Source organism: Caulobacter sp. FV1ye13L, assembly GCF_058681155.1.
Map to the genome: position 1 here is coordinate 3,798,475 of NZ_CM178732.1, position 24,272 is coordinate 3,822,746.

18 protein-coding genes are annotated in these 24,272 nt (G+C 67.2%); 3 read left to right on the forward strand and 15 right to left on the reverse strand.

Annotation, left to right across the window (positions count from 1 at the left end):
* Nucleotides 1-462 (reverse strand): (2Fe-2S)-binding protein, encoded by a 462-nt coding sequence (locus tag ACW176_RS18435; protein ID WP_492110155.1) that lies wholly within the window; start codon nucleotides 460-462, stop codon nucleotides 1-3.
* Nucleotides 463-833: 371 nt separating this feature from the next.
* Between ACW176_RS18435 and ACW176_RS18440 the strand changes: the two genes are divergently transcribed.
* The gene (locus tag ACW176_RS18440; RefSeq protein WP_492110156.1) at nucleotides 834-1,382 is read left to right on the forward strand and encodes an NUDIX hydrolase; all 549 of its coding nucleotides are present in this window, start codon (nucleotides 834-836) and stop codon (nucleotides 1,380-1,382) included.
* Nucleotides 1,383-1,448: 66 nt separating this feature from the next.
* Nucleotides 1,449-2,177, forward strand: coding sequence for an endonuclease III domain-containing protein (locus tag ACW176_RS18445; protein WP_492110157.1), 729 nt, complete (start codon nucleotides 1,449-1,451; stop codon nucleotides 2,175-2,177).
* Here the strand turns inward: ACW176_RS18445 and ACW176_RS18450 are convergent, their stop codons facing one another.
* The 12 genes from ACW176_RS18450 to ACW176_RS18505 all read right to left on the reverse strand — a co-directional run bounded on the left by ACW176_RS18450 (nucleotide 2,178) and on the right by ACW176_RS18505 (nucleotide 19,586).
* Nucleotides 2,178-3,152 (reverse strand): M15 family metallopeptidase, encoded by a 975-nt coding sequence (locus ACW176_RS18450; RefSeq protein WP_492110158.1) that lies wholly within the window; start codon nucleotides 3,150-3,152, stop codon nucleotides 2,178-2,180. It lies immediately after the preceding gene.
* Nucleotides 3,153-3,168: 16 nt separating this feature from the next.
* Nucleotides 3,169-4,665: a CoA-acylating methylmalonate-semialdehyde dehydrogenase gene (locus tag ACW176_RS18455; protein ID WP_492110159.1), complete on the reverse strand. Its 1,497-nt coding sequence runs from the start codon at nucleotides 4,663-4,665 to the stop codon at nucleotides 3,169-3,171.
* Nucleotides 4,666-4,839: 174 nt separating this feature from the next.
* Nucleotides 4,840-5,364 (reverse strand): flavin reductase family protein, encoded by a 525-nt coding sequence (locus ACW176_RS18460; protein ID WP_492110160.1) that lies wholly within the window; start codon nucleotides 5,362-5,364, stop codon nucleotides 4,840-4,842.
* Between the two features lie 38 nt (nucleotides 5,365-5,402).
* Nucleotides 5,403-6,437, reverse strand: a complete 1,035-nt coding sequence (locus ACW176_RS18465) for a hypothetical protein (RefSeq protein WP_492110161.1) — start codon at nucleotides 6,435-6,437, stop codon at nucleotides 5,403-5,405.
* Nucleotides 6,323-7,243, reverse strand: a complete 921-nt coding sequence (locus ACW176_RS18470; protein WP_492110162.1) for a glycosyltransferase family 2 protein — start codon at nucleotides 7,241-7,243, stop codon at nucleotides 6,323-6,325. The genes ACW176_RS18465 and ACW176_RS18470 overlap by 115 nt, the downstream gene beginning before the upstream one ends.
* Nucleotides 7,243-8,397, reverse strand: a complete 1,155-nt coding sequence (locus ACW176_RS18475; protein WP_492110163.1) for a GNAT family N-acetyltransferase — start codon at nucleotides 8,395-8,397, stop codon at nucleotides 7,243-7,245. Before ACW176_RS18475 ends, ACW176_RS18470 begins: the two co-directional genes overlap by 1 nt.
* 66 nt (nucleotides 8,398-8,463) lie before the next feature.
* Nucleotides 8,464-8,973, reverse strand: a complete 510-nt coding sequence (locus ACW176_RS18480) for a GAF domain-containing protein (RefSeq protein WP_492110164.1) — start codon at nucleotides 8,971-8,973, stop codon at nucleotides 8,464-8,466.
* An 875-nt stretch (nucleotides 8,974-9,848) separates the two neighbouring features.
* Nucleotides 9,849-10,304, reverse strand: a complete 456-nt coding sequence (locus ACW176_RS18485; RefSeq protein WP_492110165.1) for a helix-turn-helix domain-containing protein — start codon at nucleotides 10,302-10,304, stop codon at nucleotides 9,849-9,851.
* A gap of 305 nt (nucleotides 10,305-10,609) precedes the next feature.
* Nucleotides 10,610-12,940 carry a methyl-accepting chemotaxis protein gene (locus ACW176_RS18490; RefSeq protein WP_492110166.1) on the reverse strand — a complete coding sequence of 777 codons (2,331 nt, stop codon included), beginning with the start codon at nucleotides 12,938-12,940 and terminating at the stop codon, nucleotides 10,610-10,612.
* A gap of 227 nt (nucleotides 12,941-13,167) precedes the next feature.
* The gene (locus ACW176_RS18495; RefSeq protein WP_492110167.1) at nucleotides 13,168-15,528 is read right to left on the reverse strand and encodes a glucan 1,4-alpha-glucosidase; all 2,361 of its coding nucleotides are present in this window, start codon (nucleotides 15,526-15,528) and stop codon (nucleotides 13,168-13,170) included.
* A gap of 28 nt (nucleotides 15,529-15,556) precedes the next feature.
* Nucleotides 15,557-17,080 (reverse strand): MFS transporter, encoded by a 1,524-nt coding sequence (locus ACW176_RS18500; protein ID WP_492110168.1) that lies wholly within the window; start codon nucleotides 17,078-17,080, stop codon nucleotides 15,557-15,559.
* Between the two features lie 463 nt (nucleotides 17,081-17,543).
* Nucleotides 17,544-19,586 carry a glycoside hydrolase family 97 protein gene (locus ACW176_RS18505; RefSeq protein WP_492110169.1) on the reverse strand — a complete coding sequence of 681 codons (2,043 nt, stop codon included), beginning with the start codon at nucleotides 19,584-19,586 and terminating at the stop codon, nucleotides 17,544-17,546.
* Between the two features lie 113 nt (nucleotides 19,587-19,699).
* Here ACW176_RS18505 and ACW176_RS18510 point away from each other — a divergent pair, with 113 nt between their 5' ends.
* Nucleotides 19,700-20,713, forward strand: a complete 1,014-nt coding sequence (locus tag ACW176_RS18510) for a LacI family DNA-binding transcriptional regulator (RefSeq protein WP_419321039.1) — start codon at nucleotides 19,700-19,702, stop codon at nucleotides 20,711-20,713.
* A 112-nt stretch (nucleotides 20,714-20,825) separates the two neighbouring features.
* Here ACW176_RS18510 and ACW176_RS18515 read toward each other — a convergent pair whose 3' ends face one another.
* Nucleotides 20,826-22,469: an alpha-glucosidase gene (locus ACW176_RS18515; RefSeq protein ID WP_492111970.1), complete on the reverse strand. Its 1,644-nt coding sequence runs from the start codon at nucleotides 22,467-22,469 to the stop codon at nucleotides 20,826-20,828.
* Nucleotides 22,445-24,259: an alpha-amylase family glycosyl hydrolase gene (locus ACW176_RS18520; RefSeq protein ID WP_492110170.1), complete on the reverse strand. Its 1,815-nt coding sequence runs from the start codon at nucleotides 24,257-24,259 to the stop codon at nucleotides 22,445-22,447. The genes ACW176_RS18515 and ACW176_RS18520 overlap by 25 nt, the downstream gene beginning before the upstream one ends.
* Between the last annotated feature and the right edge of the window lie 13 nt (nucleotides 24,260-24,272).

The window sequence follows — 24,272 nt, forward strand, 5'->3', positions numbered from 1 at the left end:
TCAAACTCCCTGGCCGGAAGCGGCCTTGATGGCCGCCCTGATGCGGATGTAGGTGGCGCAGCGGCACAGATTGCCGTTCATCGCCTCGTCGATGGCCGCGTCATCGGGCCGGGGATTGGCGGTCAGCAGCGCCGTGGCCGACATGATCTGACCCGCCTGGCAGTAGCCGCACTGGGGCACGTCAATGGCCTTCCAGGCTTCCTGCACCCTGGCGCCGACCGGATCCTGGCCAACGCCCTCGATGGTCACGACCTTCTTGTCGCCGACGCGACGGACCGGCGTGATGCAGGCGCGAACGGGCGCGCCGTCAATATGCACCGTGCAGGCCCCGCACTGGGCCGCGCCGCAGCCGAACTTGGTCCCGACCATGCCCAGGGTGTCGCGCAGGACCCACAACAGAGGCGTGTCGCCCTCGACCTCGACCGAGCGGGTTTCCCCATTGATGGTCAGCGTGAACGCCATGCCCGACTCCTGATCTGGCGGTTGCCGGGGGATAATGCCTCAGTCGCGCAGGGAGCACGAGAGGTTGCGCGCGCTTGCGACCGCCAGAAAAAAATGACCCCAAAAGCCGGGTGCGGCGCATGGCCCGAACCAATAATGTGCAAACGGACGACGATCCGTGACCGCCGAGGCGGGTTTCGCAGCGCCGAACCCTGACCTTGGAGAGAGCGAGTTCGCGATGCGGGTCTCGGCCTCACTGCGGCCAAACCTGCACAACGCGCCTGTGCGCCGCAGTTTTCAGGTTCCGAACTCGACGACTCACGCAATCACGGGCGCTATAGTCGACTGGCGCGCGCCGCCAGCATGGATGCGGGTCTAGGGTTCTGGGTGAAGTGACGGAAAAGCCAGTCAAGCAAGGTGTTGGAAAGCGTCGCCAGGTCGCGGCGCTGCCTTGGCGTGGCGAAGGCCCGGGCTTGCAGATCCTGCTGGTCTCGTCGCGCGAGACCAAGCGCTGGGTGATCCCCAAGGGCTGGCCGATGAAGGGGCGCACCGATCCGGCCGCCGCCGCCCAGGAAGCCTTTGAGGAAGCTGGCCTCGATGGCGTGATCGCGCAGCAGTCCGTCGGCGACTATGAATATCTCAAGCGCCTGAAAAGCGGCGTGGCGCGGCTGGTCAAGGTCGATGTCTATCCCCTCCAGGTCACCGGCGAGCACGCCACCTGGCCCGAAAAGGGCCAGCGCACCTTGCAATGGATGAGTCCGACCGAGGCCGCCCTGGGTGTGCAGGAGCCGGAACTGCGCGACGTGATCGCCCGTTTCGCAGGCATCGCGCTGCCCGAGGAGGAACGCCCCGCCCCCGCCCGTGCGCCGACCCCGGTCAAGGTGGCCTTGGAGCGCGTGCGCCGTCGGGTCGCGACGTTCCTGGGCGGCTCCCGACGATAGTCACAGCCTGTGGACAATTGGATCTCCACCACATAATGTTCTTATTATGTTCCGGAGCGATGTTCCATGGAGCTTTCCCTAGGCCTCTCGCGCTCGCCGCTTGAAAGCGTTCGCGACGCCCTGCTGTGCGAGTTTGGTCCGCAGCGGCCGGTGGCGCGCATGGATCCGATCTCGCAGCTGGTAAAGTCGTCGATCAGCGGTCGGACGCCCGACGCCGTATCGTGGGGCGCGTTCCTGCGCCTGCGGGCCGAATTCAGGTGCTGGGAAGACCTGGCCCGAACCTCCGACGCGCAGGTCCTGGAGATCATCGGCGATGTCACCTGCGCCGAAGACAAGGCCAGGCATCTGACCCACGCCCTGCGCCTGATCGAACAGAAGGTCGGCTGGCTGTCGCTGAACCACCTGGCCGGCCGACCGGTCGACGAAGCGCGATGGGAGCTTCAGAGCCTGCCCGGCGTCGGGGTCAAGGTCGCCGCCAGCGTGCTCAATTTCAGCAGTCTGGCCATGCGGGCCCTGGTCGTCGACACCCATGTGCATCGCGTGGCCAGGCGGATCGGACTGGTCGGGCCGGGGGATACGACCCTCGCCTATCAGGCTCTGATGCGGCTGGCGCCGGGCTCCTGGACGGCCGACGACCTGTTTGAGCTGCACTGGCTGATGAAGCGGGGCCTGGGACAGATGCTGTGCCCGGATCAAGCCCCCAGCTGCGGCGCCTGCCCGCTGAAGCACGACTGCGCCAAGCTGGGTATCGGCCACAGCGCCGAGGTCCTGCACTGGCGACCGCGGGGCGCCTGACTATCGCGCGGGCTTGGCCAGTTCGGTGAAGGTGGCGGTTCCGATCCCGTAGCGGCGCCAGTCCCGAAAGTCGAAGTGCCACCATTCCTCGGTGTAGACCTCGAAGCCCTCGGCGGTCATGGCGTCGCGCAGCAGGGCGCGCAGGGCCCGTTGCTGCGTCGCGCCGCCGATGAAATCGGCATAGGCGCGGTCAGAGAACTCGTCATAGCGGCTGGGCATCTCGACGGGCTTGCCAGTCTTGAGGTTGTACAGCGTCAGGTCGACGGCGCAGCCGCGATTGTGCCGCGAGCCCCGGGCCGGATCGGCGACAAAGGCGTGGCTCTCGGGCGGGGTCGCCTCCCAGAACATCCAGGTGACGAACCAGGGGCGATAGGCGTCGTGGATCAGCAGGCCAAAGCCCTTGCCGGCCAGGGCGTGCTGGACCCGGCCCAGAGCCTGCGCGGCGGGCCGCTGCAGCCAGGCGGCCGCGTGCTCATAGAGTGGAATGCCCATGAAGTTGTCGGCGCCGGCATAGCGGATGTCGAGCCGGATGCGCGGGTCGATCGCCGTCAGGTCGACGAGGTCGGCCGGAAGATGCGCTTCGGTCTCGACCGGCGGCGTCGCGGCCAGGGCCCGCTGGCGCAGGGCCACCGGATCGGCCCGGACGGCCCTGTGGATGGCCGCCTGGGTCTCCGCGCCGAAATCGTGGAAGGCCAGCCGGGTTCCCTCCAGACGGATCGCGCCCGACTCCAGGGACACTTCCCCGCCGCCCGCGACCGCGTAGCGACCGCCGCCCAGCGCCGTCAGCCGCGCGGCGGGCAGGTCCTTGCCGAACAGGTGCAGCGCGCCGTCCCGCTCGAACACGGTGACCGGCGCGGCCCTGTCGCCATACTGCCCGACCGCCGCCCACTCGGCCCGGCTCTGGGCGAAGGCGGCGGGCGCGGCGAGGCCGGCGGCGGCGATGGACAGAAAGGATCGTCGAACCAGACCGTTCATCGCCGCCCCCTTGGCGCTATTTCATCGTCGGGATGACGAAGGCCGAGTCCTCGACCTCGCCTTCCGGCCACCGCGCGGTGATCGTCTTGACCTTGGTGTAGAACTTCACGCCCTCGACGCCGTGCTGGTTGGTGTCGCCAAACGCGCTGCGCTTCCAGCCGCCGAAGGTGTGATAGGCCACCGGCACCGGGATCGGTACATTGATGCCCACCATGCCGACATTGACCCGGCTGGCGAACTCGCGGGCCGCGCGGCCGTTGCGGGTGAAGATGGCGACGCCGTTGCCGTACTGGTGCTCACTGGGCAGGCTCAGCGCCTCCTCGAAGCTCTCGGCGCGCACGATCTGCAGGACGGGACCGAAGATCTCTTCCTGATAGGTCTTCATGCCCTTCGTGACGCCATCGAACAGCGACGGGCCGATGAAGAAGCCCTTCTCGAAGCCCTGCAGGCTGAAGTCGCGACCATCAACGACGAGCTCGGCGCCCTCGTCGACACCGATCTGGATGTAGTCGGCGATCTTGGCGCGGTGCTGGCTGGAGACCACCGGGCCATAATGGGCGGCCGGATCGCCGGAGATACCGACCTGCAGGGTCTCGATCTCGGCGACCATGCGCTCGCGCAGGGCGTCGGCCGTCGCCTTGCCCACCGGCACGACGACCGGCAGGGCCATGCAGCGCTCGCCAGCCGAGCCGAAGGCCGCCCCCGACAGGTCCTTGACCACCTGGTCGAGGTCGGCGTCGGGCAGGACGATGCCGTGGTTCTTGGCGCCGCCCATGGCCTGGACGCGTTTCCCGTGCGCCGTACCCGTTTGATAGACATAGTGGGCGATGTCGGAGCTGCCGACAAAGCTGACCGCGCGGATCAGCGGATGGGTCAGGATGGCGTCGACGACGGTCTTGCCGCCGTGCACCACGTTCAGCACCCCCTCGGGAGCGCCGGCTTCCATCATCAGCTCGGCCAGCCTGACGGGCACGGTCGGATCCTTCTCCGACGGCTTGAGGATGAAGGTGTTGCCCACGGCGATGCTGATGCCGAACATCCACATCGGGATCATGGCCGGGAAGTTGAACGGGGTGATGCCGGCGCAGACGCCCAGCGGCTGGCGCATCGAATAGACGTCGATGCCGGGGCCCGCGCCCTCGGTATATTCGCCCTTCAGGATGTGGGGGATGCCGCAGGCGAACTCGATCACCTCCAGGCCGCGCTGGATATCGCCCTTGCTGTCGGCGATGACCTTGCCGTGCTCGGACGACAGGATTTCGGCCAGGCTGTTCATGTCGCGCTCGATCAGGCGCTTGAACTCGAACATCACCCGGGCGCGGCGCTGGGGATTGGTCGTCGCCCAGCCGATCTGGGCCTTGGCGGCGGCCTGGACGGCGGCGTCCAGCTCGGCGGCGGTCGCCAGCTGCACGCGGGCCTGGACCTCGCCGGTGTTGGGATTGAAGACGTCGCCGAACCGACCCGAGGTCCCGACGAAGGTCTGACCGTTCACGAAATGGGCGATGTCTCGCATGATGCGCTCCCTGGATCTTGTTTTGCGCGTCGATAGCATCTCAACGGCAGGACGTGCGCCGGAAAATTCGACCAATAGCGCTGTCATCCCGGGCGAAGACCCGGGACCGCCGGAAACGCAGGCCATCGCCGCGATCCCGGCTCGGCGCGCTATGCGCCTGGCCGGGACAACAGTCTATTCCGCGTCGACGTGAACCCGCCGGAACCGGCCCTGCAGATAGACCAGCGGCTCGTGATCGGGATCGTAGCGCAGCTTCACGACCCGACCGACATAGACCCGGTGATCGCCCGCGTCGAAGACGTGATGGGTCTGGCACTCGAAATTGGCCATGCAGTCCGGCAGAATCGGCACGCCGGTGCGCCAGACCTCGGTCTCCAGCCCTGCGAACCGGTCGACCCCCTTGCGCACAAACTGGCTCGCGACCTCCTGCTGTTCGGCCGGCAGCACATTGACGGCGAAGACGCCCGCCGTATCCAGGGCCGCAAGGCTGCTGGATTTCAGATCCACGCAGATCAACGCCAGCGGCGGATCCAGCGACACCGAGGTGAAGGAATTGGCCGTCAGCCCTATCTTGCGCCCGTCCTCGCCCAGGGTCGTGACGACCGTGACCCCTGTCGTGAAACACCCGAACGCATTCCGCAGAGCCCGGGCGTCATGTTCGGCGCCCTCGCCCAGTTCAATCGTGACTGCCTGACTCATCGTCGTGTTCTGCGATGAAGCGCGGGCCGGGGCAAGCGCTAGGCGCGCTGTCCCTCGACCAGAACGCCGGGCTGGCTCGCATCCAGGCCGAAAGTGACCGGCAGGTGGCGCACATGCGGCGTCTGCAGGTTCAGGGCCTTGGCGCCCCGCGCCACGGCCAGCTTGCCCAGCGCCGTCGGGCCAAAGCCGCTCTGGATGCGCGGCCTTGCCCCCAGCCGGCGGCGCAGCACCCCGTTGGCGTAGATGACATTGGCCCGCATCAGGGCCGGCGGGGTCATGAATTCGATCGACAGCGAGACGTTCAGCATCGGACCGTTCTCGATCCGGTGCGGAGCGTTCTGCCGCCAGGTGACCATCTTGCCTGGGGTCAGGTCATAAACCGCCGCGCCCTTGTCCCAGTCGGGATCGAAGGCGAACTGCTCGGCGGTTTCCTTCAGCACGATCTTTTCCAGGTCCAGCTCGCCGACATAGGGGTCGGCGACCGGATAGACCCAGACCCTCTTTTGGCCGCGCAGCTGCCACAACGACACCAGCGGCACGTCCAGATGGTAGAACACCTGGGCGTTGGCCGAGCTGATCAGCATGCCCAGATCGCGCTTGAAGGTGCGCAGGCCGGGAACCTGAGCCTCCTTCTCGGCGAAGATCTCGTCGCCCAGGGCGGCATATTCCGGCACGTGATCGTTGGTGTGGCGCAGGTTCAGCCAGATGCGGCCGCTCTTGGCCGCCTCCAGCAGCTGGTCGCCCGAGAGACCGCTGGCCGCGCCCCGGCGCCAGGTGGTCCAGGCCTTGGGGTCCTCGCCCATGGTGAAGACGCCCAGCTGGTCGCGAGGATACAGGTCCAGCAGTCGCGCCAGGCCCTCGTCGTCGAACATCGGGCGTTCGTGCAGGCCGTGCTCGAAGGCCAGGTTCTCGCCGCCGAAGGCCCTGGCCTTCTCGGGCGTCCAGTCGCGGATGATGCTCACGCGGTCCTCCCGTAGAATTGGATCTTGAAGGGGCCCCACCACAGGGCCTTGCCCAGGCCGCGCGCGGCCTTGTCGAGCCAGTCGGCCCGGTCGCTGGAACGGGTCAGCCACTTGACGCCGGCCACCGCGCCGAACACCGCCGCCTGCCCTACCCCGATCGCCATCCAGCGGGCCACGCCGACGGGGTCTGGCGGACTGGAGGCGGCGCAATGGGCCGAGGGACCCTGGCCATAGGCGAAGGCGCGGGCCAGCGTGTAGTCCAGGGTCAGGCGGTCGGGCACGGGGTCTTCCCAGACCCACGCGGCCGGTTCCCAGGCAAAGGTCGCGCCGGCGGCCTTCATCTGGCCAAACAGCATGTCGTCCTCGCCGCCGATCTGGTTGCGCTCGGCCGCAAACGGCGAGACGGGATCGGGCAAGGCGGCGCGGCGCAGCAGGCTGTCGCCGCAGCCGTAATAGTGATCGATGACCCCGGCCTGGGCGGGACCCAGGCGCGAGAAGAAACGCTCCAGATAATCGCGATGCTCGGCGACGCTGTCTGGCGCCCGGGCCCGGACCGGTCCGAACACGACATCGGCGTCGTAGCGAACCTGGGCGGCCAGCAAGGCGGCGAGCCAGCCCTCGGGCGCTTCCTCGTCATCGTCGAGAAAGGCGATCAGGGCGCCGGAGGCCTTGGCCATGCCGGCGTTACGGGCATTGGCCACCCCGGCGCGGGGCTCGTGAACATAGTGCAGCGGGCAGGCCGCGCCTGCAGCCAGGGCCTCTATCGTGGCCTGAGCCGAAGGGACCTGATCGTTATCGACGACGATGATTTCCAGCGCGGCGAAATCCACCGCCTGCTGGGCCAACACAGAGCGCACCGCGACGGCCAGACCGCCGAGCCGCCTCTGGGTCGGGATCATCACCGTCACGTGGACCATCAGCCGGCCTCGTGAGCGCCGACGCGACGACGTGACTGGCTGGCGACGGCGTCGACCAAGCCGCGCACCTGTCCGCCCATGGTCAGCTCGACACTGTTGATCACGTCCATCCGGCGACGCAGCCGCGCCACCATGCCATTGCCGCCCGCGCCGGCCAGGTTCCAGGCGCTTTCAACAGAGCTGGCCATCAGGCCGGCCACGCTGGCGGCCATCACGGCGCCGCTCTGGACCGGGGTCTGGGTGAAGGCGTAGGCGCGCTTGTAGTGATCATGGCCGGGACCCAGGTCATAGCGGCTCAGGCCCAGTTCCTGCATGGCGGCGATGGCCCGCAGGAAGAAGATCTGGCCCGGCGACCAGGCGCCGAAGGCCGGATTGGTCGAGGCGATCCACGGGTGATAGACGCTGCCCAGACGCACGCCGAAATGCCCCGCCACCAGTTCGTCGCCGGCATAGAGGTTGATCATCAGGCCCTGGAAATCGCCGGTCTGACGCTGGAACAGGTCGGTCAGCAGGCCGGTGGTCCAGGCCGGGCGCAGGAAGTCATGCATGCCGGTGCGCTGCAGCTGCTCGCGCTTCCAGGTCAGCAACTGGTCGAAAGCCTGGCGCGAGGCATCGGCCGCGACCAGACGCACCGCGCCGACTTCACGGTCCAGCTTGTGGTCCAGCCGGCGGTAGTTCTTGATCTTCTTGGGGCTGGCGGCGCGGACGACCTCCAGGTGATCCTCCGCCGAGCCTTCGGGCGCGATCACGAAACCGGACTGGGCTTCAACGCCCTGGGCAGGCTGGCCAAACAGGCCGAACGGATCGATCAGGCCGGTATAGCGAAACACGCCCAGGTCGGCGGCGCGCAGCACATCCTCGGCCCTGAAGCCGGGATCGGGACGCGAGACGATGCCGTGATAGTCCGACAGCGGCGAGCCGATGGCCCGCGCCAGGCGGCCCGGACGGCGATGGTGCGGCAGGAAGCCAAGCGTTTCCCCGTCCCTTTGGATCACCGCGACGCGCGCGTCTTCTCGCACCCGGCCCACGGCCTGGGTGAAATCGGGACCCAGCAGGGGATTGGCGAACGCCGGCTCGGCCGCGGCCATGTCGCGCCACAGGGCGATGTCGGCGGGCGCCAGATGGCTGGGGTGCAGGGTTTCGACGTTCAGCATGTTCTACCTGTCCTAAACCGAAGCGGTTAGGGAATGATGGAGAACAGGCTGCAACCCTTACGCCAGTTACCCGAAGGTGGTTTTGAGGATGGTCTCCAGCCCCTGCTGGTCGATCGCGTCGAAGGCGGCGGGCTTGTCGGAATCGACGTCGAACACCGCGATCAGCCGGCCGGCCCTATCGAACACCGGCACCACGATCTCGCTTTCCGAGCGGCTGTCGCAGGCGATGTGACCGGGGAAGGCATGGACATCGGCCACCAGCTGGGTCTGTCCCGTTTCCGCCGCCGCCCCGCAGACGCCCCGGCCAAAGGCGATGCGCAGACAGCCCAGCGTGCCCTGATAGGGCCCGACCACCAGTTCGCGGTCCTTCGCAGGATCCACGACATAGAAGCCGGTCCAGAAATAGTGATCGAAGCTGTTGGCCAGCATCGAGGCCACGGTCGCCATGCGGGCCGTGACATTGGGTTCGCCGTCCAGCACCGAGGCGATCTCGGCGGCCACTTCGGCGTAGCGAACAGCCTTGTCCTTGTTCAGGAAGCCGGGGGCGAGTGTCTTGTCGTTGAAAGCTTCAGCCATGGCGGGGATATAGCGCGTTCGGAGGTGATTGCGAGGGGCGTGGCGGACACGGCTTCTCAGCCTCACGCGGCATCAGCCACTGAAGGGGTCGGGGAGGCGCGAAGCGGCCGGGGCGAACCCGGATGACCGTGATGTGTGTTTTGCGTTTCGGCTCGACCTGTCCGCTTCGCAGAAGCTGTTCTTGCGTGAGGATTGGGCCAAGCGAGCGTGTTTCAGCTCTGATACCCAAGAGCCCCCGTACGGGCGCGCATCCCGTCAATCGGCTAACCGTCTCGACGCCGACGATGCGCGATAGGCGGGTTTACGATCCCTCGCCCTCTTCGACCCGCGTTCACCCGGCCGACGAGCCACTCAGCGTTTGGTCCGTCCTTCTGAGACAGCCCGCACCCCTCGACCCGCCTTCCAGGGCGTCGCGGCCCCGCTCAGCTCCATCCCCATCGCCGCTTTGGGCCGGTACCAGGCGCCCTCCCCTTGCGACGGGGACAGCACTGATTATGCGGGAGGTTTGAGCGCCGAGGATTGGCGCGATCAACTGTTTTACAAGCCGTTGATCGGGCTGGGTTCTGTTTGGAAAAGTACGGGGATTGAGCGCCGTTTGTCCCCATACCTCCGTCATTCCCGCCCTTGTGGCGGGAACCCCTGGTTCAGCTCTCACGTGAGGCGCAAGCGAAGTGCGCGCGCACTTCGCCCCTCCCGCACCTGCGGCGGTACGAGAGGTTCCCGCCACAAGGGCGGGAATGACGGTGATTTCTTGGACTGGCGTCCCGCCCCCCTTCGCGTCGAAGGGAGCCATCCCTGCATCTCACGGCGAGATGATCGCCGGTCAGGCCAGGGAAAAGCCTGTAGCGACCAGGCCGACAGGCCTGACCGAGCGCTCATGATCCATAGTCGCGCTGTCCGTCATAGCGCACGACCAGTTCGACGACGGCGAGCACCGCGCCATGGCCCAGCAAAGCGACGGTCACCCACATCAGGGGCCACTTCATGACGAAGGCGCCGAGCCCAACGCTGATGGTGATGAAGACGGCGGCCACAACGACGTAGCAGGAGCCATGAATCCAGAAGGACAGACGCAGGTCCCGGACAACCTTCGCCTGACGGCTCTGGACGATCTGCGCAGCCTCGATCTCTGGATCAACGGACAGGGCGACGACATCGACATTGAAGGCGTTCGCCAGCGCCTTGAGCGTTTCGCCCGAAGCCTTTTGTCCGTTCTCGATCCGCTGCAGCGTCCGCAGGCCTACGCCGGCCAGTTGGGCGAGGTGCTCCTGGGACCAGTGGCGCTCCTCGCGCCAGCGCTTGATCTTTGCCGTATCCGTCTTGAAGAACATTCTTGGCTCCCACGCCCTGGGTATCAGATGTCCGAGGGAAACCCCAAAGACGACCCCGGCGCCACGCCAGGCTTGCGCCACCGGCCCGCCAGTTGCCCGCCAGCCCCCCGACAAGGGCCTCTTCCAAAGGCAAGGCGAGAAGGTTGCAGATCTGAGGCGGTGGGGCGTGAGATGCGCTACGGCATGAAGATCATGCCCAGAGCGCCCGCTATCCGACGAGGCCGTGTGAGATCACTGGGCGGGAGACGTTTCCGTCAGCCTCTCGCGCCGCCGGGCCCGACAAAGCCATCAGGGCGGAGAAGGCCCTAGAACTCTTCCCAATCGCCCGGCCGCGTTGACGGCTCGACCTTCAGGGCGTTAGCCCCCTGCACATAGCGCTGGCGGAAGCTTTCGCGGGACGGGGCGACGGCCGTGCGCGGGGCCGCAACCGGGGACCGCAGCTCACGAACCTCGGCGCCGACCTGGAAGCGGCCAACGAGGCGCTCGAGTTCGGCCGCTTCGCTGGCCAGGGCATGGCTGGCGGCGGTCGACTGTTCGACCATGGCGGCGTTCTGCTGGGTGACCTGGTCCATCTGGTTGACCGCCTGATTGACCTCGGCCAGGCCCACGGCCTGCTCCTTGGACGAGGCGGCAATCTCACCGACCAGATCGTTGATCTCGGCCACCTGAACCAGGATCTGGTCCAGGGTCTCGCCGGTCTCGCCGACCAGGCGCACGCCGCGGCCGACCTGTTCGGTCGAGGTGCGGATCAGGGTCTTGATCTGCTTGGCGGCGTCGGCCGAGCGCTGGGCCAGGGCCCGGACTTCCTGGGCGACAACGGCGAAGCCGCGACCGGCCTCGCCGGCCCGGGCGGCCTCGACCCCGGCGTTGAGGGCCAGAAGATTGGTCTGGAAGGCGATCTCGTCGATCACACCGATGATGTTGGTGATCTCGTTGGAGGACTTTTCGATGCCGCCCATGGCCTCGACGGCTTCCTTGACCACCGCCCCGCTACGCTCGGCATTGATCTTGGCGCTCTGGGTCACCTGACGGGCGCGGTCGGCGCCTTCAGAGCTGCGCTTGACGGTCGAGGTGATCTGGTCGAGCGCGGCGGCCGTCTGTTCCAGACCGGCGGCGCCGCGTTCGGTGCGCTGCGCCAGGTCATCAGAGGCCTTGCTGATCTCGGCGCAGCCGGCGCGGATGCTGCGGGCGGCGTTCAGGATACCGGCCATGGTCGCCTGGAGGCTTTCAACGGCGGCGTTGAAGTCGCGCGGCATCTTGCGGGCGTCGGCGGCGAAGCTGTCCTCGCGCATCCGCCAGATCAGGTCACCGTCCGCCAGCTTTTCCATGCCTTCGCCCAGGGCCGAAACAGCCGTGGCCTGAGCTTCGGCACGAGCCTGCGCTTCGATCCCGTGGCGCTGGCGCTCGGCCTCGGCGACTGCGCGTTCGGCCTCCTGTTCGGAGCGGCGGCGCTGGCCGTCTGCGAGGTCGTGGCGGAAACCGTCCAGGGCCCGGGCGATGGCGCCGATCTCGTCGCCGCCAGCAATGCCCGAGACCGGGCGGTCGTAGTGGCCGGCGCTGAGGCTGTCGACCGAACGCGTCAGCCCCGCCAGGGGCCCGCGCACCAGGGTCACGCTGGCGAAGAACAGGGCGGCCAGAACGGCCAGAGTGATCAGCGCGCCGCCGATGAACAGGATGCGGGCCAGCTTGGTGGCCGGCCCGGTGATGGCGGCCACCGGCACGTCCATGATCAGGGCCCAGGTGGTATTGAGGGCCGGCATGGCGATCGGATGGACGACGCGGATCATCGCGACGTCTCCGGCCTTGATTCCCTTGATTTCGACCGCTTTCCCGCCGCCCAGCACGGCGCGCACGGCGTCAGCGCCGGCGTCGCCATAGGCCTTCATGCGAAGGTCAGCGTCGGGGTGCGCCACCCACTGTCCATCCGAGGAGACCAGCATGACGCGCCCACTCTCGAGCGGGTGCAGAGCGCCCAGCGCCTTGGAAAGGTTGTCCAGCGACATGTCCAGACCGGCGACGCCGATCAGCTTGCCGCCTGACATCACCGGCAGGGCGACGGACGACATGGCGACCTGTCCGCCCGCGATGGTCTCGAAATACGGCTCTGTGAGCGTCGGCTTCCCGGACTGCGCCACGCCGGTATAATAATCCTCGGCGAAATCAGAGCCGTCTGCCTCGAGTTCCAGGCCCGGCGTGCCGTTCTGATTGACCCAATAGACCGAGAAGCGGCCGTCCTTGTTGGAGGCCAGGGCCGCATTGTCGATGAGCGCGGCGTCGTTGCCGTCCAGCGCATTAGGCTCGGCCATGAACCAGGCGCCCATGACGCTTTCGGTCGCCAGGGCGTTGGGCTTGACCAGGGCGATGAACTTGTCGCGCTCAGTCAGGCCGGCTTCATGGGCCGAGGCGATCGAACCGCTCATGGCGTTGGCGGCCGCTGCGGCCGAGTTGATGTCGCTGCGGACCTGCTCGATGGCCTCGTCAGCCACCGCGCCGGCATACTGATTTGTCAGACCCGAAACGATGGAGCTGGTGTGCGACGAGACCGCCCAGGCGGCGGCGATCAGGAGCAGGCCAATGGCCAGGCCCGCGACCAGGATCAGCTTCCAGGCGATCGTTAAACGACGGAACGCGGACATGGACGGGGACTCCGAGGAAACGTCGAGGCGCAACGACTATCGGTCCCGATTCGTAAATCCGGCATTAACCCCCGCCAGGTGCGACGTTCTAGACAGCCCAAAACGGGGAGGCGCTTCATCTCTGGCGGCGCTGTCGCACCGCGACTGCAGGGGCTGGCTCGGCCTTGGCGGAGCCAGCCCCTCTGGCCCTACGGACCACCGCCCCAAGGCGGGAGGGTCGAAAATGGCTAGCGCGCGTAGCGCGCCTTGACCGGCTGGTAGCTGTCCCAGACCACGCCATCGGCCACAGAGCGCAGCAGCTTGATGTATTCGGCGTGCGACCAGGCCAGCGGCGTGGCCGAGTCGGTGCCCTCGCCCCGCACGTAAGGATGGGCGGTGTCGGCGCCGACGCCGTCCCAGACCTGTTCGGGGATCAGCAGGCCGTCATTGGCGAACAGTTCCATCGCCCTGACATAGGTCTGGCGCACGGGCTCCAGCGCCCCCGGCGCGGGCTTGCCGCGCAGGGTGAGGCGGGCGATCTCGTAGTGGCCGCGCTCGCCGGTGAAGATCGGCCACACCCGGCCGCGCTGGCCCGGCCGCATCTGGTCGCCCGCGCCGTAATTGGCCCCGGTCTTGATGTCCTCGCCATAGCCGTCGACGCCATAGCGACGCCAGCCGGGGAAGGTGCCCTGCACACCCGGGAAGGTGAAGCTGTAGCGGACGCGATAGAGATCCTCCATCGACTCGTCGTCCAGTTCCGGCAGGCTGGCGACGATGGCCGCATCGTCGGCCGGGCGCACGCCGTAGCGGACCAGTTCCAGGAAGCCGGCGTCCAGCATCCGGTCCTCGGCGACCGGCTTCTGGCCATTGCGCTCCTCGACCGGGCTCTTGTTGTCGGGGTCCTGGTCGCTGTTGAGGCGCAGGAAGTACGTGCCGTCGCCCAGCGAGCCCTTGGTCGTGACCATGCGGCTGTCGACCTTGGCCGAATAGTCGTCCGCCGTGGCGCGATAGCGGGCGGCCGAGGCGGCGTCACCCGAGGCCTCGGCGATCTCGCCAGCCACCACCAGACCGGCGATCACGGCAGCCGTGGTCGAGGGCGAATAGCCGCCCTGCTCTTCCCAGCGCTCTTGCTGGGTGAAGGGCGGGATGATGGTGGCGCTGTTCCAGCCCAGCCCGACCTTGCCGCCATCGACCAGGAAGTCGGCGGCCGGCTTGATCATGCTGGCGTAGTAGGCCTTCAGCTCAGCCTCGGGCAGCCAGCCCTGCTTCCACAGCTTCCAGCCCAGCATGATCGGCATGGCGGTCTGGTCCAGCTGGACGCCGACCCATTCGGGCGTGCCGTCGACTTCCGACTTCTGCAGGAACCAGCCGCCGGCCCCGGTATTGCCCTTGGTCTTGGGCCCGACCTGAACCGTCGGCAGGTAGTGGAAGGCGGCCAGCGGGGTCTGGATGTCGCCCAGGGCGGCCAGGGCCATGGCGCACTGGTAGAAGTCGCGCGGCCAGACGGCCTTGTAGCCGGTCGAGGGTTTGGAAGCGTCCACCGTGTCGCCCCAGGGATTGGACAGCGAGGCGATCAGGGCGCCGGCATAGGTGCGGTCTTCCTGCACCTTCAGCATCAGGGCGCTGGCCTGGACCAGCTTGCCGCCGTCCATGGCCGCGTCGCGCAGGCGGGGCAGTTCGGCCAGCGAGGCCAGCCAGCCTTCCCAGCCGCCGTTGTAGCCGGCCAGAACCTTGGCGTAGCCGGTCTCCAGCGAACCGTCGGCGGCGGCGGCGCTGGCGACGGCGGTCGGGCCAAAGCCGATGGCGTAGTCGATGCTGACTTCATTGTCCGTGGACGGAAGCTGACCGGTCAGCATGATCGCGCCGCGCTCGGGGCCGGTGCTGGCGTAGAGCTTGTCGAGCTTGCCGTCCTTCAGATCGGTCAGGCCGTCCGAAGCGCCGATGAAGCCCGCGCTGGCGGCGACGAAGGGCTTTGAGCCCTTCAGGGTCAGGAACTTGTCGCCTTCATTGGCCGTCAGGGCCGTCTTGCTGGCGGCGCCCGCATCATTGGCGCCGGTATTGGCCATGTGCGGCTCGAGCAGCAGATAGGGCGTCACGGGACCTTTCAGCGCCTTGACCGTCACGCGCAGGACCAGGCTCTGGCGGTCCGGGTCGGTGAAGATCCGCTTCTCGATGACAAAGCGGCCCTGCTTGTCGGTGGTGGTGATCTTGTAGGCCGGCGACAGCGGGCGGCCCTGGGCGTCGACGTGCAGATACTCCGTCCTGGCGACGGTGTCGGTCCCTTCGACGGCGAGGCCGGTCGAGGTCTGCACGGCAAAGCGCAGCTGCTTGATCTGGGCCTCGTGGATCAGGCCGTACATGGTCTCGGTCAGCACGCCGTCAGCGATGGAGAACCAGACCTTGGACACCGTTCCGGTCGGGCCGCCGTCCTTGTAGGCGCCGTCGACATAGGCCTCGTACGACGCGCCGACTCCGGTCTTGGCCGCATAGGCCCAGGTCGAGGGCGCGCCGGGGGCGCCGGGGGCGCCGGGGGCGGTCTGGGCGGACGCGACGCCCGCCAGAGCCAAGGCGGCGGTCGTGGTCAGGGCCAGGGTTTTGAGCATACGCATGGGGACAGCCTCGTGAAGGGAGGGACGGCTAGGCGCGCGCGGGCGCCTCATCAGGATCGGTGACCGCGAACACGGCGATGGCGGCGATGGCGAAAGACGCCGCCCCCAGCACCAGAGCGAAGATCGCCTGGCCGCTGAAGAAGGTCTTGAGCATAAGGCCCAGCACGGTGGCGGCCAGCAGCTGGGGGATGACGATGAAGAAATTGAAGATGCCCATATAGACGCCCATCTTCCGGGCCGGCAGGGCTCCGGCCAGGATCGAATAGGGCGCCGACAGGATCGAGCTCCAGGCAAAGCCGACGCCGACCATCGAGATCCACAGCAGGCCAGGCTCCCTGATCAGCGGGATCGACAGCAGGCCCGCCGCGCCCAGGGTCAGGCAGACGGCATGGCTGACGCGGCGATTGGTCAGGCGAACCATGGTCGGGATCAGCAGGGCCGCCAGGGCCGCGACGCCGTTATAGACGGCGAACAGCACGCCCACCCAGTCAGCGCCTTCGTTATAGGCCTTGGAGGTCGCGTCGACGGCGTGGAAGTGCCAGGCCGACACGGCGGGCGTGGTGTAGATCCACATGGCGAACAGGCCAAACCACGAGAAGAACTGCACCACGGCCAGCTGGCGCATGGTGGTGGGCATCAGGAAGGCGTCCTCCAGCACTTCGGAGAAGCCGTTTTCGGTCCGCCCCATCCGCTTGAGGCGCGCGCCGACCACGCCCGCGACGCCGAACGCGGCCAGCAGGCCCGCCAGGACGTAGAGTTCCTTTTCCAGTCGCAGGAACCAGACCACCGCCGCCAGGGCCAGGCCGCCCAGCAGGCCGCCGAAACCCAGAAGCCCATAGGCGTTGATCGACGGATCCGAGCGCTTGAGCTCTGCGGCGGCGTCCTGCAGCCGGTCAGCGCGGTCAGCCCGCTCGAAGGCGGCCAGTTGCTCGGGGCTGTATTCCTTGGTCGTGAACACCGTCCACATCACCGCCAGCAGCAGGCCTGCGCCGCCGGCATAGAAGGCGATCCGCACCGCGTCGGGGATCTGGCCGGCCGGCGCGGTGTTGGCGACGTTGAACCAGTTGGTCAGCATCCACGGCAGGGCCGAGGCCAGCACCGCGCCCAGGCCGATGAAGAAGCTCTGCATCGCGTAGCCGGTCGAGCGCTGCTCTTCGGGCAGGTTGTCGCCGACGAAGGCCCGGAACGGCTCCATGGTGATGTTGATCGAGGCGTCCATGATCCACAGCGCCGAGGCCGCGATCCACAATGTCGGCGAGTTGGGCATGACGAAGAGCGCGGCCGTCGTCAGGATCGCGCCCCAGAAGAAATAGGGTCGACGGCGGCCCAGGCGGCCCCAGGTCTTGTCGCTGAAATAGCCGATGATCGGCTGGACCAGCAGGCCGGTGGCCGGCGCGGCGATCCACAGGATCGCCAGGTCGTTCACATCGACGCCCAGGGTCTGGAAGATGCGGCTGGTATTGGCGTTCTGCAGGCCAAAGCCGATCTGGATCCCGAAGAATCCAAAGCACATGTTCCAGATCTGGAAGAAACTCAGCTTGGCCTTGGTCATTCGCTTCCCCGCCCGCCCATCGATTCGTGCCGATGATGCGCAAGTTTTTTCATAACGTCTCGCGACTGGCATTTGCGCACGTCGGGTAGCGCCGTGCAATCCGGATTTCCCTTATCGCAAGGGATTCCAGCGGCAACTCCAGGGCTCTTCACGTCTGACCCGGCTAGACCTACCTGGATCTCGCGCGCTCAGGCGCCCTGAAGCGCCTCTAGGTTTCCACGCATTTTGCAAGAATTTGCAGAGCCGCTTCGGGCGCGGACCGAATTCGGCGACGTTGATTCAAGAACGCACCTCAACGAGGCGCTCTCGAAAGGTCGTCATCCCGGGATTGTTCCCGGGTCCCAGTCGTCAGCCGCATGGGCGGAGCCTGAAAACGCTCTCACGATGAAGCTGAACCATGGGCCCCGGGAACAAGTCCCGGGGTGACGAGGTGTTTCAAAGCCGGCAGCGCCGCGCCCTACTCCTATTGCCGCGGCTTGCCCTTGCTGGCCGCCATGAACCGGATCGCCTGGCCACCGCCGGGCGCGAGGCGCAGGGTCAGGACGTCGGTGCTGGTGACCTCGCGCTCCTCGATGACCATATCCTGGGGCGCAGTCTTCCAGTCGGCCTTTTCGCCGTCGCGATAGATCTGGGCCTTGTAGCGGCGGCCAGGCTCCAGGAAGCCCAGCGACGCGGTCAGCACCCTGCCCTCCTCGTCGCTGATCGCGCCCAGATACCAGTCGTCGCTCTTGCGGTCCTTGCGGGCGATGGTGACGAAGTCACCGATCTCGCCGTTCAGCACCAGGGTTTCGGACCAGTCGGTGGGCACATCCTCGATGAACTTGAACGGCCCCGGGTTGGCCTCGTAGTTCTCCAGCAGGTCGGCCGCCATCTGGATGGGGCTGTAGATCGTGACATACAGCGCCAGTTGCTTGGCCCAGGTGGTGGCCACGCCGTCGGGGGCCTTGGTCTTCATGCCGAAGATCCCAGGCGTATAGTCCATGGGTCCGGCCAGCATACGGGTGAAGATCAGGTTGGCCTCGTGCTCGGGCGGATTGCCCGGCTGGCCCCAGGCGCTGAACTCCATGCCCCGCGCGCCCTCGCGCGAGATCCAGTTGGGCCAGGTGCGGCGCAGGCCGGTGTCCTTGATCGGCTCGTGGGCGTTGATGGCGATCTGGCGTTCGGCGGCCTCGGTGACGACCTTCAGGTGGTGACGCGCCATGTCCTGGCCCTCGTGCCAGGCGAAATGAACCTTGCCGTCCAGGCCCATCACCTTGGCCTGACCCGCATCGGCGACGTAGCCGGTCTTCACCGCCGTGACGCCCAGTTTTTTGTAGAGGTCGAACCCGGCCTCCATCTGGCTCTCATAGTGCGCCGCATTGGCCGAGGTCTCGTGGTGGCCGATCAGCACCACGCCCTTTTCGTGGGCATGGTCGGTGACGCGCTTGATGTCGAAATCGGGATAGGCCTGCGTAAAGCTGAAGTCCTGGCCGTTGCCGAACCACTCGCCGTCCCAGCCCACATTCCAGCCCTCGACCAGCACGCCGCCCAAGCCATGTTTGGCCGCAAAATCGACGTGCTTGATGGCGTTTTCCGTGGTCGCGCCGTGCTTGGCGCCGGACGCCCAGGTCTTCTTGTCAAGATGCATCTCCCACCAGACGCCGACATATTTCATCGGCTTGATCCACGAGACATCGCCCAGCCTGTTGGGCTCGTTGAGGTTCAGGATCAGGTTGGAGGTCACCAGGCCGCCGGCCGTGTCGGCGATCTGCATCGTCCGCCAGGGCGTCGGGAACGGCGCGATGCGCTCCACCTTGGCGCCGCCGATGCCCGGCGTCAGGTTGGCCTTGAAGCGCCGTCCCTCGACCCGCGTCAGGTTCATGCCCGAATAGTCGACCAGCGCCGCCTCGTGAAAGGCGATGTGCAGGCCGTTGTCCGTGCGCACCGTCATCGGAGTCTGGGCGTCACCCACCTCTTCGGCGCGGGTGCGGTTGTAGAGATATTCCTCGCGGTTCCATTCGAAGGCGGGGATCCACCAGACGGTCGCCGGTTCGGCCAGGCTGAACTCGGTCAGTTCCTCGCCGATCTTCACCGTCTTGAGGTTGGTCTGGTCCGGAAACTCGTAACGGAAGCCTACGCCGTCGTCATAGACGCGGAACACGACGTCAAAGCGGCGCTGCAGGCCGTTCTTCTCGGCCAGGGTGACACGCAGCTCGTTATAGTGATTGCGCACGAACCGCCGCTCGCCCCAGGGCTGCTCCCAGGTCTGGTCAAAGCTTCTGGTCGCCTCGCCGGCCAGCACCAGATTGCGTTCCAGCTTGGGGGCGTCGACCAGGATGAAGCCCAGGCGCGACGGGGCGATCACCGGCTTGCCCAGACGTGAAACCGCATAGCTGGGCCGACCGTCGCCGTCGGTGGTCACCTCGACCGACAGCACATTGTCCGGCGAAGCGATCCGGGCCGAGGTCGCCGCCAGGGATGGCGCGGCGACCAGCAGGAAAGCCGCCAGGGCTAGGCGAAACAGCATGCGGAAACTCCACGAAAGTCGACGGCGCCTGGACTTGCCAAGCTTCCCTGCCGACGCCTAAACAGGCTTATGAAAACTTTTGCGGCAAATTTTGCAGTCGGCGAGAACCCCGCATGAGCAAGGGCGTCACCCGTCTGGAAGACCTGGCCAAGATGGCCGGGGTCTCGATCTCGACCGCCTCGCGGGCGCTGAACGACAGTCCCGCCGTCAACAAGCGCACCAAGCAGGCGATCTGGAAGCTGGCGCGCGAGATGGACTATCCGTTCCGCCGCTACATGCCCGCCGGCCCGATCGGCGCCGAAGCGACGATCGCCATCGTCGTGCCGCGTCCGCAGGGCCGCGACAGCGGCATGTCCGACCCGTTCTTCCTGGAGCTGCTGGCCGGTGTCGGCGAGGCGGCCAGCGAGCGCGGCTGCGACGTGCTGCTCAGCCACATCGCGCCGGCCAATTTCGAGGACCTGTCGGTGGCCATGACCACCAGCCGGGCCGAAGGCGTGATCTTCCTGGGCCAGAGCTCGCTGCACGCGGCCTTCAACCGCCTGGCCGAGACCGAGGGCCGTTTCGTGGTCTGGGGTGCGCAGCTGCCCGACCAGAACTATTGCTCGGTCGGCTCCGACAACCCGATGGGCGGCCGCCGGGCGACGCTCCACCTGGCGCGGCTGGGCCGCAAGCGCATCGTCTTCCTGGGCGACACCGAGGCCCCGGAAGCCATGCAGCGCCATCGCGGCTATCTGGACGCGCTGGAGCACCAGAAGCTGAAGATCGATCCCGACCTGATCGTACCCGCCCACTTCGAGGTCGAGTCCGCCGAGGCGGCCATCGACTCCCTGATCCATCGCGGCGTGGCGTTTGACGGCGTGGTCGCGGCCTCCGACCTGATCGCCCTGGGCGCCATCCGCGCCCTGAAACATGCCGGCCTGTCGGTGCCCGGCGATGTCTCGGTGGTGGGTTTCGACAACGTGCCCTTCGCCCGCTACAGCAGCCCCGCGCTGAGCACCATCGCCCAGGACACGGCCAAGGCCGGCCGCCTGATGGTCTCCAAGCTGCTGGACGCCAGCGGCGAAAAGGCCAGCCGTTCCGAGCGTGTGCCAACCGACCTGATCATCCGGGAAAGCTGCGGGGGGTGACCCCTTAAGCCGCGTCATCCCGGGTGAAGCGAAGCGGAAACCCGGGACCACGGTGCGTGCATGCGCCTGTGACGGTCCCGGCTCTTGGCTGCGCTTGGGCCGGGATGACAAGCTAGACCCGCCGCGCCATCAGCCCGCCGCAAGCCGGCACAACGCCGTCCTCGGTCAAGTTGACGCTCTCGACCACAGCCCAGCCACCCGGCAGCGACCAGGCGACGGGCTCATGGCCCAGATTGAACACGCAGAGCAAGGCGTCGCTCCCCTCCCCGCGCTCGAAGATCAGCAGGGGGGTATTGGTCTCGACGAAACTCACCGCGCCCGTCCGCAGCGCGCGATAGGCGCGACGCAGCGCGATCAGCCGGCGGGCCACATGCAGGGTCGAGGCGGGATCGGCTTCCTGCGCGTCGACGGCCAGCGGCAGATGGACCGGATCGACGGGCAGCCATGGCTCGACGGCCGAGAACCCGGCATTGGGCGCGGTCGAAACCCACGGCATCGGCGTGCGGGCGCCGTCGCGACCCAGGGTCTGGGGCCAGTTGGTGATGGCTTCGGGATCCTGCAGACGCTCGAACGGCACGTGGGCCTGGGGCAGGCCCAGTTCCTCGCCCTGATAGACAAAGACATTGCCGCGCAGCGCCACCAGCAGCAGCAGCGCCATTTCGGCGAAGGCCTTGCGATCGCGGCCCTCGGCCCAGCGCGACACCGCGCGGGGCGCGTCGTGATTGGAGAAGGTCCAGGAGGGCCAGCCCTCGCCGTCCCCGCCCATCCACATCGCCGCGCCTTCGCGCACCATCTCGGCGGTCAGGCGGTCGGCATAGAGATACAGGAAGCCATAGGCGCTGTTGAGACGATCCTCGCCGGCCGTGAACAGCTTCATCTCGCGATCGGCGTAGTCGCCGCCCACCTCCGCCACCGAGAATCGGCCGCCGTGGGCGTCGGTCAGGGCCCGCAGGCGGCTGAGGAACGCCGGGATGTCGGCGTGGCTCTGGTTGTGGATCTTGTCCTGGAAGTCGAACGGCCGGGTGCGCTTGCCGCCGGGCGGCAGGGGCGGATTGTCGGTCAGGTCCGGATCGTGCATCGAGAAATTGATGGCGTCGAAGCGGAAGCCTTCAACGCCACGGTCGATCCAGAACTTGGCGCTGGCCAGCAGGGCGTCCTGCACCGCCGGCGCATGCACGTTCAGCTGCGGCTGCGAGGCCAGGAAGTTGTGCATGTAGTACTGGCCGCGCCGGGCGTCCCACGTCCAGGCCGGGCCGCCGAACACCGACTGCCAGTTGCTGGGCGGCGAGCCGTCGGGCTTGGCGTCGGCCCAGACATACCAGTCAGCATACGGATTGGTGCGGTCCTGGCGGCTGGCCTCGAACCAGGCATGCTCATCGGAGGTGTGCGAGAACACCTGGTCGATGATGACCTTCAGGCCCAGGCCATGGGCCTTTTCGATCAGTCGGTCGAAATCGGCCAGGGTTCCGAAGATCGGGTCCACGTCCAGATAGTCTGAAACGTCGTAGCCGAAGTCCTTCATCGGCGACTTGAAGAACGGCGACAGCCAGATGGCGTCGACGCCCAGCGAGGCGATGTGCTCCAGGCGCGCCGTGATGCCCGGCAGGTCGCCGACGCCGTCGCCGTTCGAGTCGGCGAAGCTGCGCGGATAGACCTGATAGATCACCGCGCCGCGCCACCATTCGGCGTCCATGGCGGGCTCCACAGCCGGACGTGAAAGAACCTTGACCGTCACTGTAGCCCCTCGGAAACGCAGATCATGTAGTCTAGCGGGCCGACCTCGACCCGATAGCTGCCGGGCGCGCTAGCGGCCCCGGCGCAGCCGCCTCGCACGGACCGCCAGACACGCGAGGTCGCTTCGACCTCGACCTGGGCGGCGATCGGCGTGGAGCCTGTATTGTAGACAACAAGGTATTCGCCCTGCTCGCCAAGCCGCGAGAAGGCCAGGATACCGGGTTTGTCGCTCTGGGCGCGCAACACCTGACGACCCGAGCGCAGGACGGCATGACCGCTGCGAATCCTGGCCATGTCGGCGATGCGGCGATAGAGCGGCCCGTCTGTGCGGTAGCTGTCTGCCGCCGCCTTGGCCGTGTTCCCGACCCGCCGGTTGTCGTTGTAGCTGGCCACCTGGCTGGCGAACATGTCCTCGCGGGAGTCCGCATAGCCGCCGTCGCCCGTGAAGCCCTGCTCATCGCCATAGTAGAGGGTCGGCACACCGCGCGAGAACATCATCAGGGCGTGGCCCAGGGTCACGCGGTCCAGCAGTTCGACGTCGGAAATTCCCGGATTGGCCTGCAGCACGAAGTGGCCAAAGCGGCCCATGTCGTGATTGCCCAGGAAGGTGGGCAGTTGCAGCGCGGTCGCCTCGCCGCCCTCATAGACCGCGTCGCTGGCGAACACCCGGGCCAGCCGATCCGTGCCGGCCTTGCGCGCGACGATCTCGGTGACCGTGGACTGGAAGGCAAAATCCAGCACCGCCGGGAAACCGTCGACCCGGGTGTGGCGGGCCAGGGTGGCGACATCGCTGTCAAACACCTCTCCGAAGATATAAAAGTTCTCGATGCCCCTGGCCCTGGCCCGAGCCCGCACGGCCGGGATGAAGGCCCGCCAGAACGCGGGAGCCACATGGCGCGCGGTGTCGATCCGGTAGCCGTCGATGCCGAAGTCGTCGATCCACTGGCCATAGATGTCGATGAAACCCTGCACAACGCGCGGGTTCTCGGTGAACAGGTCATCCAGCCCGGCGAAGTCGCCGTCCAGCGAGCTCTCGCCGGCAAAGGTGCTGTCGCCGCGATTATGATAATAGGCCAGGTCGTTCAGCCAGGCGGGCGTCTTGACGGTCGCCTCGCCGGCCGGGACATAGGGGCTGTAGGCATAGTCGGGCCGGGTCAGCCTGGTAAAATCGCGACCGTCGAAGCCCTCATTGATGGCTGCGCCCGCCACCCCGCCGCGCCGGGCGTAGGGATAGTCGGCCTTGCCGCGATAGCCGCAGTCATTGGCCGGGCACTCGCGGTACTGGATCACGTCGGCGGTGTGGTTGGCGATGATGTCCATATAGACCTTCATCCCGCGCGCATGGGCGGCGTCGACAAAGGCCTTGAACTGCGCCCGCGTGCCAAAATGCGGGTCCACGTCGGTGAAGTCGGTAATCCAGTAACCGTGGTGAGCCGCCGATTCGCGGCCTGGCGGTCCCTGCACCGGCTTGTTGCGGAAGATCGGCGCCAGCCACACGGCCGTCGCGCCCAGGCCCTGGATGTAGTCGAGGCGCTGGGTCAGGCCCTGCAGGTCGCCGCCATGATAGAAGTCCGCCCGGGCCGGATCAAAGCCGGTAACCAGCGGACCGCCGGTCAGACCGCCGCGATCATTGACCGCATCGCCATTGGCGAACCGGTCGGGCAGGACAAAATAGATCACCTCATCGGAGGCCTTGCGCTGCAGATAGACGGCAGGCTCGGGCGCGGCGCCGGCCACGCCGGCGGCGCCCGTCATCGCCATGCCGGCCGCCATGGCCGCCAGCCGTTGCCGCCAGGAACCCCAGGCCGACATCGTTTCCCCCTAA